A 16,630-nucleotide genomic window follows, 5' to 3' on the forward strand; every position below is an offset into this window, starting at 1 on the left:
CGCGAAACAGCTGGCTTCTTATTTAGGCTTGATCCCCAAGCACAACGAATCTGGTAAACGGGCAGGAAAAACAACCTTGAGTAAGGAAGGGCCAGGCTATATCAGAGCGAAGTTGTATATGGCCGCAATCGTAGCTGGGCAACATAATACCGATATAAAAGCGCAGAAAACGAGATTACTAAAACAAGGCAAAACAAAAATGCAGGCGCTAGGTGCAGCGATGAGAAAGTTGTCACAAATATGTTTTGGTGTTGTTAAGAATCAAACAGAATATCAGCCTCAAGTTAGTTAAATAAAAACTTGAGGCTGATTAGGAGAGATGGTATCTACAAAAAATCAACAATACTAAATCACCTGTAGGTCGGCCTTCAGACCGTCAAAAAGCATAAAAAATAGTTTTATCTTGTTAAGTTTAAAGCGCTTGTCAGTATATGACGTACAAGGTCTGTTTGTGAGTTTACATTCATTTTGTTAAAAACGGATTTCAATTGGCTGCGCACGGTTTGTACACTTATATTTTTATCTTCGGCGATATTTTGTAAGGTTAAACCATTGGTTAACGATAGTGCGAGATGTGCCTCTGCTACAGTGAGTTTGTATACTGCTTGTAATGAGTCAGCATTCGAGAATGAGCAAAGCTCAGGATAGGATATATATAAAATGATTTGATCTTGATGAAAGTTGATAGGTTTGCCTGATGACTCCACATTCCTAGCCATTAAGGTGAGAGGGCTGATTTGAAAGTCACTTTTTATCTGTAAGGTTTTATGTGTGATTTCATTATTTAATAACTTTATTAGGCTGCTTTTTAGCAAACGCTGATCTGCTAGCTTATCTAATTTCAAATGGTTGTTTTCTATTTTTAAGCCAAGGTCTTTTTTGCTTAATACCGTGGCTAGTTCATTGTTGTAGGTCACTTCTAATTTTGAGTTAATGATGATGATGATGCCAATTGGAATTCTTGATAAGGCAGACATGAACACATCTTCTTTTTCTTTTAATTGCTCTAAAATATCGGAAAAATCAAAGACTCTCCTAAAGTGTGGGTAAAGCCGTTTTAAGTAGCTTAATTCATCATCATTGAATTGAGTTTGATCCATTCCTCTATGTATGCCAATACCAACAAAATAGCGGTCGTTATTACAAATGTTTAGTGCACCTATATAGCCTACGTTATGTGGCAATAATATTTTCTCATAAAAAACAGGATGCTCTAGTTTTGATACCTTATGATCAATGGCCCCATGAACCGCACCGTCCGGAAGAGCCATCATGACCGTGGCGGTTTTGTCTTCTGCTCCTAACCCAAGTTGATAAGACGAAATAAAGCTTTCGGGAAAGCCATGATCTCCAAGGACTCTGAATGTTTGTTGACGGAAATTAATGAAGAAAAGTCCAGCGCTATTGGCATGTAAAAGATGACAGAGTTTCTCTAAAACAATATTCCAATCTTGATGATCAAACCCACGCTCATAAATAGAATCTATTAGTTCTAATAATTTTGCTGAATTCATTTATCGTTCTTCCAAAAGCATTAATATTTTTCACTTTTTCTAGAAATATACCTCATATGAGGTATGACGCAATCTCAATCGCCTTCTATATTGCAAATATATTGGATAGAACTGCTCAATCTTTATTGTTTCTTTACAGGGGCGTCATGATGTCAAGCTTAATTTATATTGTTGAAAAGACCACAAATAGCCAGTCACATTGTTTGGAATTGGGTAATGCAAACAGCGTTACTGCTAAGTTTGGCAGTGTTTATTCGCTGATCGATTCACAGACGGGAAAATACCCTGAAAATGTGGTGTTGCAACAAGATGAAGATCATTTATTGATAGTGCGAGACGGTGAAGTTTTACTGGTAATTGAAGAGTACTTTGATGAAGCGAGAGAGGCATCATTTGATGATACAGGTATTATTTTATCGGATATTGCCTTGGCTGGAATGGAGTCAGATGTATTGGTTGAGGAGCCTATTTGGAGCGCCGAGACAGGAACAACAATCACACTGAATGATGAGACCAGTAACCAAACGACTGATTTAGCCAATGACACTCAGCCCAAAATTGACATGTCGATTCCTTCCGACATGCGTCCTCAGGAAGGTGTTCCTGTACAAAATGGTTCGGTGGGCGTTTTAGCACAAGAGCACAATGAAGATCCATCATCAGGCAGTCAAGGTGCCGCGGGTGAAATGGGATGGGGTTGGTATGCAGCCGCTCTGGGTTTGGGGGCTTTGGGAATGGCTGGCAGTTCTAGTTCTGGTGGTTCTAGTTCTGGCGGCGGATCTGCATCGACGTCATCGACAACAATCTCCAGTGCTGCTGGTATTTTCTTTTCTACCGTACAAATTGATTTATATGATGCATCAGGTAATTTAATTAGCTCTGCACAACATGATTACTCAACAGGTGATTATGTATATACCGGCAGTTACTCAGGACCGATGTTAGTTGAGATAAGCGACATAAACGGCACAGACACAGATTACACCGACGAAACAACAGGTGAAGCAAAAAGCTTAGGTACGTCTTTACGTGCTATGACGACCACTGATGGCGCAAGTGACAAAGCTATCAGTGTCACGCCTCTGACAGAACTGGCAACACAGCTAGCAGGTGTAACGTCAGATAATCGTGCCGTGACCACTGATAATGTAGCAATGAATGGAAAGGTAGCGACTTTATTTGGCCTAGATAATATTTTAGATAAACCAGCTGTAGTAACTGAAGATACTAGCTCTGCAGATGCAGCAGCTCTTAAATATGGTCAAGCCTTGGCAATTTTGTCCGGTGCCGATTCGGACGCAGGCAATGCCAGTGCTGCAGAAACGATTGCTACCATCGCCAGCTCATTGAAAGAGGCGAATAGCGATACCAGTGCTGACTTAAAGCTCACCTCTGAAGTGGCCGATATTTTAACCAAAGGTCTGGAAACCTTTAATGATGGTCCAACGGGTCGGGACAATGCTATAACATCAAGCTTTAATTTTAGTAGTGTGCCGGTATTGGTAAATGCCGATGGCGATGTCATTAAGGTAATAAACGCAGAGGTTATCGTTTCCACCATTGAGGTCAAAATTAAAGGTTTGTCTGCTGATACAGTCGTTACTTTAACCGTAGGGGAAAACACGACAACCTATACTGTTAAGTCTGACGATATTGAAAGTGGTTATGCTTATGTACCTATTACCGCGAGCTGGTTCCAAGCTGACGGAGATGGTAATTATGATGTTGTTGTCACTGTAAATAATGTCGAATCTTCCACTACGATTAAAGTAGATACGATCGCACCAGATGCACCTACTTTTGAATTACATCAAGATACTGGTGATTCTGATGTTGATGGCATTACTAGTGACACCACGGTCGATGTGACTCTGGCCGATGCTGTTACCAATTGGCAATATTCTTTGGATGGCGGTTCGACTTGGATCACTCGTACATCTGGTTCAAGCTTCGAGCTTAAAGGCAGTACTACTTACAATGTTGGTGATATTCAGGTTAAGCAGATTGATAAAGCAGGTAATGAAAGCAACGTTACCAGTAATACTTCGGCCATTGAAACACTTGAAACCTTAGCGCCTGATTTGAGTATTGAGGATACAGGAACAAGTAACAGTGATGGTATTACCAATAGTTCAACTGTGTCCGTTACCTTTGATGATGGCGTGGATCTGGCATCATGGCAATACAGCCTAGATGGCGGTTCGACGTGGAAGGATGGAACTGGCACAACATTCGAACTGGCCGCTAACAAAACCTACCAAGCCGATACTATTCAAGTAAAGCAGATTGATACGCAAGGCAATGAAGAAATCGCCACGCTCTCTTCTAAAGTCGTAACGGACAACACGGTTTCAGCTCCAGTAACTTTCCTTGCAGAAGATAGCGGTCAAAACAAAACAGATGGCATTACCAGTGACACTACTTATCGAGTTAAATTAGTCAACGATGTGGCGAGCTGGGAATACAGTGTAGACAGCGGTGCGAATTGGGTGACAGGCTCAGGTACAAACTTCGAACTTAACGAAAATCAAACTTATGCCGTTGGTAGTATTCAGGTTCGTCAAACCGATGTGGCTGGCAATGTCAGTGAGATAAAATCGAATACCACTGCGATTACGACAGACTTAATCGCACCAGATGCACCCAGTGCGTCATTGAGAAACGACACGGGCGCAAGTGACGAAGATGGCATTACTAACAATACTACAGTTGATGTTGCCTTAGCCGACGATGCGGTGAGCTGGCAATACAGTCTGGATGGTGGCGAAACGTGGTCTGCATCACAAGCTGCTTCGGTTACCAGCTTTGCATTAGCAGACAATACCGCTTATCAAGCTGGTGATCTGCAAATTAGACAATATGATGCCGCAGGCAATGTCAGTGTCGTCGATTCAAATGATCAAATTATTACTCTAGATAGTGTGGTTTCTGCTCCTACACTGAGCTTCTCACTGACCTCAAATGATCTGACTAGCACGACAGTGACCGTGACATTAGCAGACGACGTTGCGTCATGGGAATACAGTTTAGATGGCGGAGAAACTTGGAATGAGGGCTCCGGAGAGCGCTTTAGCTTAGCACCATTAACGGCTTATGACGCCAATGCTATTCAAGTTCGTCAAACTGATATAGCAGGCAACGTCAGTGATGTCGTAGCGAATGAATCTTTAGAAACGGATGTGGCGATAGATCCGCCAAGTTTTGAATTGGCTTCCGATACAGGGATTGCAGCTGACGATTCAATTACTTCGTCTGCGACTATGAATGTCACCTTGCTGGAAGGTGCTGAAGGGGCGGTTAGCTGGAACTACAGTTTAGATGGCGGTATAACTTGGTCTGATGATCAAGACATTTCAACGACCAATTTTGATCTAGCAGACAATACCACCTACGACGTAGGACAAATCCTTGTAACTCAAACCGATGCTGAAGGAAACGTCAGCGCCTACGCATCGAATGACAACACAGTGATTGTTGATTCTCTAGTCGGTGCACCTGAATTTAGCCTAAACACCGATACGGGAAGTTCTGATACGGACGGTATTACCAATGATCTCACCGTAAACGTAGATCTTGCCGATGATGTAGCAACTTGGCAATACAGCTTAGACAGCGGCTCAACATGGTTGGATGGCGAAGGTGCAAGTTTTGAACTTGCTGCAAATACCACTTATGTCGCAGGTTCAATTCAAGTTAAACAAACCGATTTAGCTGGAAACGTGAGTGCAACATACCAAAATAGCAGCGAGATTATTACTGACACTCTACCACTTGATGCACCTTCATTTAGCTTAAACAGCGACTCTGGTGCTATCAATACGGACAATATTACCAATGATTCGGTTGTGAATGTTGTGTTATCTGAAGACGCAGTTGCTTGGCAATACAGCACTGACGCCGGCATAACTTGGCAAACCGGCACTGGAACCAGCTTTGAACTAGCCGCTAACACCTCTTACTCGATCGGAGATATTCAGGTTCAACAAATAGATGCTGCTGGCAATGCTAGTGTTTCAGGCACTAACGAAGCGGCTATTGAAATAGACACTACCGCAATTACGCCGACCTTATCGTTAAATACTGATTCTGGAATAGATGGTTCAGATGGCATTACCAATGAAGTTGTGGTGAATTTTGGCAGTAATGGCGAGTCAAATACCCAAAGCTGGGAATACAGTTTAGATTCTGGCAGTACTTGGCTAGAAGGTAGCGGCAGTAGTTTTGAACTTAACGAGAATCAAGTCTATGAAGAAGGTTCTATCCAAGTTCGTCAAACAGATCTAGCTGGTAACCTTAGTGCTGTAGGCTCTAATTCGACGACTATCGTCACCGACACAATGCCACTTGATGCACCGAGTTTTGTTCTGCATGCTGACACGGGAGATTCTGATAATGACTTTATCACTAGCGACACCACCATTGATGTGACCTTAGACGCAGAGGCAGCTAGCTGGGAATACTCGTTAGACAGCGGTGCTACATGGACAGAAGGTTCTGGCACCAGTTTTGAAATGGGCGGATTGCAAACCTATGAAATTGGTCAAATTCAAGTTCGTCAAATAGATATTGCCGGTAATATTAGCGCGGCAGCCAGCAATGAAGTGCAGTTCGTTTCTGATTCTCTGCCTGCCCCAACAGTGCAATTAGCAGAAGATACGGGCCTATCTGACAGCGATAATATAACCAACGATCTAACAGTTAATGTCACGTTGGATGTGAATGCTGCCAGTTGGGTCTATAGCTTGGATAGCGGAGCGACTTGGGTTGATGGAGCTGGAAGCAGTTTTGAGCTAGAAGCCGATACAACGTATGCCGTTGGTAGTATTCAGGTTAAACAGTTTGATGCAGATGAAAACGAAAGTGCGATCTTCAGCAGCGATAGTGAAATTGTTACAGATGTACATTTACAACCAGCATTAGAGGTCACTGGCAATACACTCTTCTTTACCGTAGAGGAAGATGTTGTTCATTGGGAATATTCTTTGGATGGCGGTGCTAGTTGGGCTGAAAGTGAAGTTGAAAGCATTGTGTTGGAGCCCAATACCACATACCCGGCAGACTCTATTGTAGTAAGACAAGAGGATCTCGCTGGAAACAAGGTTGAACTAGCTTATGACCAGCAGGTTGTGACTGGTGATGCTTATGAGGCGCCAAGCTTCGAATTATTTGAAGATACTGGGTTATCTGATAGTGATGGTGTGACCAATGAAAACTCATTAAATGTATTTCTGTCCGATGATTCCGTGGCATACGAATATTCACTCGATAGTGGTGAAACATGGCTGCATGGTACAGGGGCTTACATTCTCTTGAATGAAGGAGAAACATTCCCTGCAAGTGTCTTTGTTTGTTATGAGTACGACGCTGCTGGCAATGAATCAGAAATGCTTCTTGATTACAGAGAGGATGAGTATATTGACTTTGCTATCCCTTTTCTTCTTTCAGAAGGTACGGTTAGCTGGCGTTATTCAATGGACGGCGGAGAAACGTTTACTGATGCTGTTTGGGATGATTTAGATGGCCATTTTATTGATTTAGAGTACGGCGAGGAATATGCAGTAGGCGATATCCAAGTCCGTCAAATTAGATCAACGGGTGAAGTGAGTGCCATTGCGACCAATGATCAGGTCATTATTACGGATGAAGACAGCCCTTATGATGTCGTTTATGCAAACAGTGGCTCCCCTTATGACGATATTATTGAAGACTCTGGCTTTGATAAATTGGATGGTGGCCTAGGTGACACAACGGTTGCGAGTTTGGATTACCAAAAAACCATTCAGCTTGGTGACACTGGAACATACGTATCTATGTGGTATTTGAATGTAGACTCTGAGGAGTTTAATTCACAGTTGGTGGTGCAAATGTTGGGTGCAAATGGCGAACCTACATCAGACTACATGAGAATAGAGCACGAAAGTATTACGGAATATCTTAATTTGATGGATGCAATTCCGTTGGCAGATACTGGCTCTTTTGTGGTGACGTGGGAGCAATACGACGAAGAAACTGACACTTCGGATTACTACTACCAAATTATTGATGAAAATGGCGCGGTTGGTGACCTTCAAAGTCTAACTAACTATGTGGGCTATTACGGGCAATTTAACGATCCATTTATTATTTCAGTTGGCAGCGAAGGCAACTTTGTTGTGACAGACAATTACTACGACGAGGATCAAAGCGTCAGAATGTTAACAGCTACGTTAATGAGTGCTGATGGTGACGTTATTAGTGAAATAACTAGCCCGGATGATACTGAAGATGAACGACAACTTAATGTTAGATCCGTTGGTGAAGATGGAAGCTTTGTTGTCGTCAGCAAGCATGAAGTTCAGTTGTATTCAGCATTAGGGGTAGCAATTGGTGAGTCTATGCCAATTAGTAAAGATAACCCAAATTCATATGTAGAGTTTGAGGGAGTGGCAGTATTTAGTGATACAGATTCTTATATTGTTATTTCTTCTGCTTATACTTATGACGATGCTGGTCGGTACCCTACTTTATATGCGCAGATATTTACTTCTGAAGGCGAGTATCAAGGTGAAAGTTTTGTTGTTGCCACAGGTGCGTTAGATAAAAAATTCCATTCATCTCGCTCTGACACAGTTTTGATCGGTGGCGATAAAGTTGTTGTTGTTTGGTCTGAAAGAGACTCTACGGATGAGGCTGGTTCGAAAATTACTTACCTGCAAACGATTAATCCAGACGGTACCTTGGATGGAGATGTGATTATTCCGTTCGAATCGATCAGTGACACAGCGCTTGTTGACACGCGTGTTTCAGACATTTTGGCGGTAGGTGATCAAGGAAGCTATGTGCTTATTGGTCGTAATACTCTTAATTCCGATGAGCGGAGCTATTTTGCAAAATTCGTGAATGGAGATGGTTCTATTACGGATCTTGAGGATGTTGATATTCCTGTCGATAGTAACCCTAGATTCACTGTTGAATCTGTCGGAGACGAAGGGGCTTTTGTTGTTGCTTGGAACCAAACTAATTTAAGTGGTTATGGTGTGAGTGTTCAGCTCTACAACGTTGATGGTGAGCCAATAGGGGATACGGTTTTATTAGAAGCAGATCCTTATGGTTCTTATGATAGAACGCCTTCTATCATTGAGTTAAGTGGAGGGGAATACATAGTGACATGGATCGGTGATACCTATGAAGGCTCCGAAGCTGTTACAGATGTGTATTCGCAAAAATTCAACGCGGATGGCACCTTAGCCAACCAATCGATAGTGTACTCGGACGGTGATATTCCGGTAGAAAGCAACGAAGACGGTTTTGCGTATTTGGTCAACAGCAGTCTGTTTGCTTCGGACTTTTTGTCCGACGTAGACCAATGGTATGACGGATTGTTCGATACCATATTGAACGCAGATACGTCTTACTGGAACAGCACAGAGGTGACGGCAGGCGTCGAAACCAGCGTCTCGACAGACGGTCTTGAAGGCGGAACCTACTACATGATAGTAACGGATCTTGCGGGTAACGTGAGTGTTAACAATGTAGGTATTGTTGTGGCGGAAACCGTGGTGTTTGACCTGACTACAGGGGATTCAACCGATGTTGATGATCAATCCTTCTCGGCCAATATAACCTATGACATATATATCAATGTAGGAGATGGCTCTAGCCTGACGCTGAATGACGGTGAACAATGGACCTTTGCCAATAATCTTGGCGACGATGACAGAATTACCTTGGTCAGCGACACTACGATTACCAGTTTCTCGGCAGACACTTTTGACAATATTACTTGGTCTACTGACTCTGATGACGTGGTATTAAACAGTGAGGGTGAATTTAGTATCGCAGCCGAGAGTGTAGACCTATGGGAAAATACTTGGGCGTCAAACCCAGATGCGGGTTTAATTCTATCCCAAGTTATCGCCACTGAAACGCCAGAAGTTTAGACGACAAGGAGTGATCAAAGTGGGGCTTAATGACAATACTCATGGAAGAGTGTTGGGTTAAGCCTTTCTTTGGTGTGATCATTTATGGATTCTAAACTGGCGTTACTTCGCGAAATGGCGGAGCAGCAAGAATATTTAGCACTGCAGCAAGCCTGCCGTGAACAGCTTATGCAGGCGGATTTTCGACCTGTACAAATTCTCTTTGCCTTATCTTGTGCGCATTTGAACGAGCTTGAAACAGCACAAAGCATACTTTCTCGTGTATTAGGAACGGCTGTATCTGAGTCGCTTTCTTTGCTCGAACAGCAAGATGTGAGCGCTGTGTATATCGCCATGTCCGATTACTGCACAGCAGAACTCAGTTTGGATCGTTTGCTGCAACAAGATCCATCTAATGCGCTTAATTTGGCGAGAAAAGCCTACTGCCGATTAATGCAAGACGATAGTCGTGGCGCTTATAAGTTATACACGGAATCTCTTCAACATGACCCTAGCAAAGTAGAAATATGGCTGAACCTTTGCTTGTTGTTATTGGCCAACCAATCCGACAATAGTGAATTATTATGCTCAGATGTAACCGACTCTCTTGATCTGGTTTGGTCGCATTTAGCGCAAGCCGAAGCGCAATTCACTGAATTGCAAGAAACCTACACAGAACAACGGCGTGAGAGCTTAATCCGCCAACTAGGCTCGGTACGTTTAGAATGTTGGGTGTTGGAAAGCAAGTTCGCAGAGGCGGAAGCCTGGTTAAACGGGTGCTTGGGAGAGAGCGATTATTACCGAGACAATGTGCTTTTTTATGCAGAATGCCTCTTTTTACATGGGAAACCGTTTGTTGCCGAAGCGGCGCTATTAAATGCGGCCAATCAGTATTCAGACGAGGCTGAATTTTATCGTCAATTAGCTATTTTTGCTTATGATCAAAATCGAATGCTTGATGGGCAATATTATCAAACGCAGTACGATGCTCGGATTTTTAATCACAATGAGCGCTGGGCTTTTGAGCAAGGTGTCGGCGTTCTTCCCTTGGTGGATTTTAAAGATAGCGCTCGAATCAGAGCGCGTTTTAATCGTGATTTTATATCAACACGATTTACTTCTATAGAGCCGCAAGATGAATCGCTAAATGACTTACAGCCAGTTTTTATCATTGGCGTGCCGTTTTCTGGATTATCCCTTGTCGAACAACTACTGCTTTGCAGCGAGCAAGTGGCTTCGCTTGGCGTTTCTTCCCACTTTTCTATGCTGGTGGAAGGTTTAAACCTCCAGAATAGAAAAAAAGGTTCTAATCGATCTTACCCAGATATCGTTGATACCTTGAGTTTGCAGCACTTGACTGAAATGGCGCAGGGGCTGCAATCACTTTATGACCGCAAAGCCCCGAATGCGTCTGTGGTGATAGACAAGTGTATCCACAACATTTGTCATATCGGTCTGATAAAAAGCGTCCTTCCTAACGCCAAAATTATATCGGTTCGCCGTGATCCAAGAGCGCTCGCCTTGTCTTCTCGTGTAGCCCATTGGCTAAAGCCGCATCTAAGCCAGTCTATGACTTCCGACGATAATGCGTCCACGACGGTGCCATATCTGGTGGGGCAACAGTTGGTGCAATACAACACCTTAATGACACATTGGAAAAGCTTATTCGCAGCTTCAATATTTGAAGTATCGTTTGAAGAACTCACTTCAAAAGGCAATATTGTTGCATCTCGATTGTTTGACTTTCTTGATGTGCCCGTGCCAAAAAATATAGAGCAAGCGGTAACAAGGGTCGCACAATATGCGCCTGATGATGCCTCTATAAAATGGTCAACTTATAAACAAGAATTGTCTTTGTTATTGCGAGCCATGAGTAAGAAATCCCCCGCACCTGTTCACGACATGATTACCTTGCCAGAGCCAAATATGCTGTCGAACGCTTATGAATATTATCAGCAAGGTGCTTATCAAGAAGCCGAATACCAATGCAAGGTACTCTTACATCATTTACCTGATTTTGCGCCTGCATTGTACTTGCTTGGTGAAATTTACCTACGTAATAATTTACTCGCTATGGGCGTTGAATATCTTAACAAAGCGATAGATCTAGCGCCTTGGAAACGTCAGCAATGGCAGCAAAATTTAACCAAAGCAGTGCAGCTTTTGATGTCTCAGGAATCGTCTTCAAAACAGTTTCCAGCGACTCATTTTCAATGCGATATGGAGGCAAAATGAGACATTTTGTTTTGTCGATTGTAAAAGCTTCATTGCTTATAAAAGTACCGCTTATAAGAATGCTGCTTGGACTCTTGGTGATGGCATTTTCTTCAGCTGCATTTAGTGAAAGTGATGGCAGTACGAGTTTTGCAAAAGCGCTAAACGCCATGCTAGAGCGACATCCCGCGCTGCTTGGCAAGCAAGCTCAGATCGAATCAAAAGAGTTTTTACTTAAAAGTGCGCAAGCAGAACGCTATCCAAACTTGAATGTCTCCTACGGTGAAGATAGAGATGACAACCAAGAAGGGGCCTTCATCTTAAAGCAGCCTTTATGGGCATTTGGACGTATCGATGCGGGTATTGATTACGCCAATATTGACGTAACAGCAGAATCTATTGATAAGCTGAGATTAACCCGAAAACTTTTGGAAGACACCGCTATTGCTTATGCCAAAGTGATCGGAGTGCAAGAGCAGCTGCGAATTATTAAGCAAAATATTGTGCAATATCAGGGGTTTGTAGAACAAATTGAGCGCAGGAAATTGGGGCGCTTGGCATCAGAAACAGACACCCAATTAGCCGCATCTCGGCTGACTCAAGCGCAAGCTCAGGAAATTCAAACTCAAGGAGATTTAAGAGACGCCTTGATGGTTCTGCAAACATTAACGCAATTGCCTATTGAATCAGTCGATCCTATTTCGACCGATTTATATCAACACCTATCGGACGATGTTGCGATTCGAGACAAAGTACTGAAGCAAAGTGCCGAGGTGCAATACAAGGAACAGCTGGTGGATCTTGCGCTAAAAGATGTAAACCGCAAACGTTCTAATTTCATGCCCACCTTGTATGTGAAGTTTTCTCATGAATACAGCGACAGCGCCACCTATCCAGATGAATCTCGTGTTGCCTTAGTGATGGAAGGCTCTTTGGAAGGCTTAGGTTTGATAACCATGTATCAAGAACAATCGGCAGCATCACAGCTTCATGCTGCTCAGCGGGATGTGGAAGTGACGCAATTTGATCTTAAAAATCGACTTAATACTCTGCTGTTAAACCGTAAAACCCAACAGTCATTGATTGAAATTCATCAGTCTTCTATTGATACGCTAAGTGCCACTTTGGCGTCTTATTTACGACAATACCAAAGTGGCCGAAAGGAATGGCTCGATGTATTGAATGTACAGAGGGAAATGACAGAACAAAAGCTATCTCAGGCCAGAGCGGAAAACAGTTTATTAATCAACTTACTAAGCTTAGTGGCATTAACTGGCGGCCTAGATGCCGTGCCGTTCTCCAATTTAGTCATCCAATGACGCAGTATTAAAAGGGGTCTTAGATGAGTGATAAACCAACCGAACAAGAAAGCAGACTGACAAGTGCGGCTTTACACAGTTTATTTAAAAATATGGGGCTTGGTGTCTCATTTGGTGATGTTAGCGTGGCGTTAGAACGAGCGGATGTTTTGGCATTGCCGTTATTGGAGCAAATTAAAGCAATTTTGCATGGCTTGAATATCAAAGGTGTAAAAGGCGGCATGATTGCGTGGCGTCGTTTTGATCGCAGACAGCTACCAGCACTGGTGCAATATGATGGGCAATGGTGGTTGGCTAAAAATGGCGAGCAAGCGGACAGTGTATTACTTGAACAAGGCGAAGGCTTGCCAGCGCAAGCTGTGTCCAGTGAAGAGTTGGTTGAATCTTTGGTGCTCTGGTTACAACGCGCCAAGCCAAATCACTTGGAAGACAATAAAGATCAAGACTTTCCGACTGCTCGAAAATTGATCCTGAGCGCCTTGTTTCAAGACAAACTCTGGCTCGGTAATGTTTTGGCGGCGACCGTCGTTATCAATTTACTTGCTATTGCGACGTCGCTATTTGCCTTGCAAGTTTATGATCGAGTGGTGCCGACGTTAGCCTATTCAACCTTGGCGACCTTGGTGGTAGGCATGCTGGGTATTGTCCTGCTTGATTGGATGCTTAAAGGCATTCGCGCCAAAGTATTGGATAGCCTAGCTGCGGATGTGGACATGCGCTTGTCTAAACAAGTGTTTCATCATCTGCTTCATCTTCGTCTAGATAAACAACCGAATAGTTTTGGCACTCTCAACGCCCAAGTAAATGGACTGGAATCTGTTCGACAATTTTTCACCTCAGGCATCGTATTTGGCCTGATAGATTTACCTTTTGCCCTTATGTTCATCGCCTTTATTGCTGTTATTGGCGGTGTTGTAAGTTGGGTGTACGCATTGCTATTCCCCTTAGCAATACTCTTGGGCGTGGTCACTCAGATCCGCCTAAGAACTTTAATCAAAAAACAAATTCTGCGCTCTAATGAACGGCAGGGTTTGTTAATCGACGTAATCCGAGGGGCAGAAACTATACGAGCCAACAATGCTGGTTGGCGTTTTTCTAACGAGTGGGAGCAAATAACTCGCTCTTTGGCCGGTTATCAAGTGCACCAGAAAGCCATCAGTCAAATTAGCACAGCAACAACTGGCAGCTTATCGACTATTGCTTATGTCTCTGCGGTAGTGGTTGGTGTATTCCAAATTGAAGCGGGCAATTTGACGATGGGCGGCATGATTGCCTGCAGTATTTTAGGCGGACGAGTGATCAATCCGGTGGCACAAGGCGTGCAATACCTAGTGCAATGGCAGTCGGTTTCGCAATCTTTGACCATGGTGGATCAATTGCTTGCGTTGGATTTAGAACGTAAACCTTCTCAGCATCTTTTGGTTGGCGAACAGACGATTGGTTCTGTGTCTGCTGAACAAGTTCGTTTTGTCTATGGCGATTCGCCAGTGAAACACTTGGACATAGAACAACTTACCTTCAATGCCGGTGATCGCGTGCTATTGGTGGGACCGATTGGTTGCGGAAAATCTACCCTGCTCAAAGTACTGGCAGGCTTATATCGACCATCAGAAGGGCGGATTAAACTGGGTGCGTTAGATTTATGGGAAATAGATCCACAGTTTGTGACTTCACATGTCAGCTACTTGCCTCAAAATGTGCATTTGTTCAAAGGCACCTTAAAAAGCAATCTGACGTTATCTGGCACAGTAAGTGATACCGAAATGATGCAAGTGGCGAGTGAACTGGGTGTCGATGTTATCGCCCAGAGTAACCCCAAAGGTATGGAGTTAGACATAGCAGAAGGCGGTGAAGGCTTGTCTGGTGGGCAGCGTCAATTGGTTGCCTTATCACGCACTATTACAACCAAACCAACGGTTTGGCTGTTGGACGAACCAACAGCATCGTTAGACGCAGATACTGAAAAACGCGTTTGGGAAGTGCTGGAAAAGCATATCAAACCTGACGATATTCTTGTTGTGTCGACGCATCGTCCCATGCTCGCGGCACATATTGCTAATCGAGTACTCGTTATGCAACAAGGTAAAGTCACCCGTGACGGTGCACCTGCTGCTGTCTTTCCTGCCATGATGAATAATACAAAACCGACCGCGCCGACAGCGACACAAACCCGAATCAAGCGAGGCTTCAATGCTATCTAATACCTCCTTACAACCTAGTGAAAACGCTCAAGGTGATTTTGAAGTGTTTGGTTATCATAAGAAAAAGCGCTCACTTATTGTTTGGCCAATCCTTATTGCTCTTGTGGCGTTTGTGGTTTGGGCAGAATATTTCTACATTGATGAAGTCGCACAAGCCCAAGGGGAAGTAATTGCCAGTAGTCGAGTTCAGTTAATTCAATCCGTTGATGGCGGCGTGATATCGGAACTCAATGTCCGCGAAGGGGATCGAGTCCAAGCCGGACAAATCCTCGGTCAGCTTGATCAAACTCGTCTAAGCGCCTCGGTAGGGGAAATTGAATCCCGTGTGTTTGCTTTAAAAGCCAAAGCCATTCGCTTACGTGCGGAAATTCTTGGGGATAAAAAACTTACTTTTCCCCAAGATATGCTCAGCCGTTATCAAGACATAGCGCAAGTGGAAAAAGCACTTTTTGAACAGCGTAAAACTGGTATAAAAGAAGAGCTCCGAACTCTACAAGTATCCGTGTCACTGGCACAAGAAGAACAAGACATTGTTAAGCACCTGCAAGCGTCTGGTGACGTTAGCAGCAGTGAAATGCTCAAAGCAAGAGAAGCGCTAAATGCGGCAGAAGCGAAACTTATTAACCGTAAGAACCAATTTTTAGAAGAAGCCAGCGCAGAACTCGCAAAAGTCGAAGATGACCTAGGGCAAAGTGAACAAATCTTAGCGAGAAAACAACAAGAACTTCAAGACAGCGTCTTTATTGCCAAAGTACCAGGCATAGTAAAAAACGTCAGCGTAACCACGGTTGGTGGTGTACTGCGAGCGGGTGAAGAAATTATGCAAATCATTCCGATTGACGATGAACTGCTTGTGGAAGCAAAAATACGCCCACAAGACATCGCTAGAGTAAAACCAGGCCTACTGGCGAATATCCGCCTCGACCCTTTTGACTACACTATCTACGGCGGCGTAGAAGCCAAAGTCGTTTACGTCAGCGCAGATACGCTAAAAGAAGAAAGCTCAAAAGGAGAAGAAATTTACTATCGTGTACACGTCATCCCACTGCAACAACCCATAACCACAACCATCGGTCGTCAGATTGAAATGCTGCCAGGCATGACAGCACAAGTCTCCATCAAAACGGATAAACGCACCCTAATGGACTACCTACTCAAACCCCTACGCAAAACGCTCAGCCAAGCATTTGGGGAAAAATAAATTCGACCTAAACCAGATCAAACCAAAACCAAATCACCTGTAGGTAGGCCTTTAGGCCGTCAAAAGCCCGATAACATCAAACCAAAGACCTTGACGCGCTAAAGCACGACCTACAAAAACCATGAATCACGACCTACAAAAAACCAAATCACCTGTAGGTCGTCCTTTAGGCCGTCAAAATCTCGGCCACACCAAACCAATCACCTGTAGGTCGGCCTTCAGGCCGTCAAAATCTCGGCCACACAAAACCAAATCACCAGTAGGTCGGCCTTTAGGCCGTCAA

Annotated in this window: 7 protein-coding genes; 6 read left to right on the plus strand and 1 reads right to left on the minus strand. The window is 43.7% G+C overall.

All coding sequences use genetic code 11. The features are described from left to right. On the plus strand, positions 1 to 292 hold a 292-nt coding region (locus BUA59_RS21995; RefSeq protein WP_139248839.1), incomplete at its 5' end, for a transposase. Positions 293 to 398: 106 nt separating this feature from the next. On the opposite strand, the gene BUA59_RS22000 is transcribed toward BUA59_RS21995, so the two are convergent. Continuing rightward, entirely contained in the window at positions 399 to 1,514 is a 1,116-nt protein-coding gene (locus BUA59_RS22000; RefSeq protein ID WP_072842151.1) for a helix-turn-helix transcriptional regulator, read from the minus strand. A 146-nt stretch (positions 1,515 to 1,660) separates the two neighbouring features. Here BUA59_RS22000 and BUA59_RS22005 point away from each other — a divergent pair, with 146 nt between their 5' ends. From BUA59_RS22005 to BUA59_RS22025, 5 genes are all read left to right on the plus strand, one after another. Continuing rightward, the gene (locus tag BUA59_RS22005; RefSeq protein ID WP_139248947.1) at positions 1,661 to 9,433 is read left to right on the plus strand and encodes a beta strand repeat-containing protein; all 7,773 of its coding nucleotides are present in this window, start codon (positions 1,661 to 1,663) and stop codon (positions 9,431 to 9,433) included. 84 nt (positions 9,434 to 9,517) lie between these two features. Then, complete coding sequence (locus BUA59_RS22010) at positions 9,518 to 11,647, plus strand: sulfotransferase family protein (RefSeq protein ID WP_072842155.1); 2,130 nt, start codon at positions 9,518 to 9,520, stop codon at positions 11,645 to 11,647. Next, a complete protein-coding gene (locus BUA59_RS22015) occupies positions 11,644 to 12,945 on the plus strand; it encodes a TolC family protein (protein ID WP_072842157.1) in 1,302 nt (433 codons plus the stop codon). The genes BUA59_RS22010 and BUA59_RS22015 overlap by 4 nt, the downstream gene beginning before the upstream one ends. Positions 12,946 to 12,968: 23 nt before the next feature. Next, positions 12,969 to 15,146 (plus strand): ATP-binding cassette domain-containing protein, encoded by a 2,178-nt coding sequence (locus BUA59_RS22020; protein WP_072842159.1) that lies wholly within the window; start codon positions 12,969 to 12,971, stop codon positions 15,144 to 15,146. Further along, the gene (locus BUA59_RS22025) at positions 15,136 to 16,347 is read left to right on the plus strand and encodes a beta-barrel domain-containing protein (RefSeq protein ID WP_084122648.1); all 1,212 of its coding nucleotides are present in this window, start codon (positions 15,136 to 15,138) and stop codon (positions 16,345 to 16,347) included. Before BUA59_RS22020 ends, BUA59_RS22025 begins: the two co-directional genes overlap by 11 nt. Positions 16,348 to 16,630 lie beyond the last annotated feature (283 nt).

Origin of the sequence: Marinomonas polaris DSM 16579 (assembly GCF_900129155.1) — a bacterium.
GTDB lineage: Bacteria > Pseudomonadota > Gammaproteobacteria > Pseudomonadales > Marinomonadaceae > Marinomonas > Marinomonas polaris.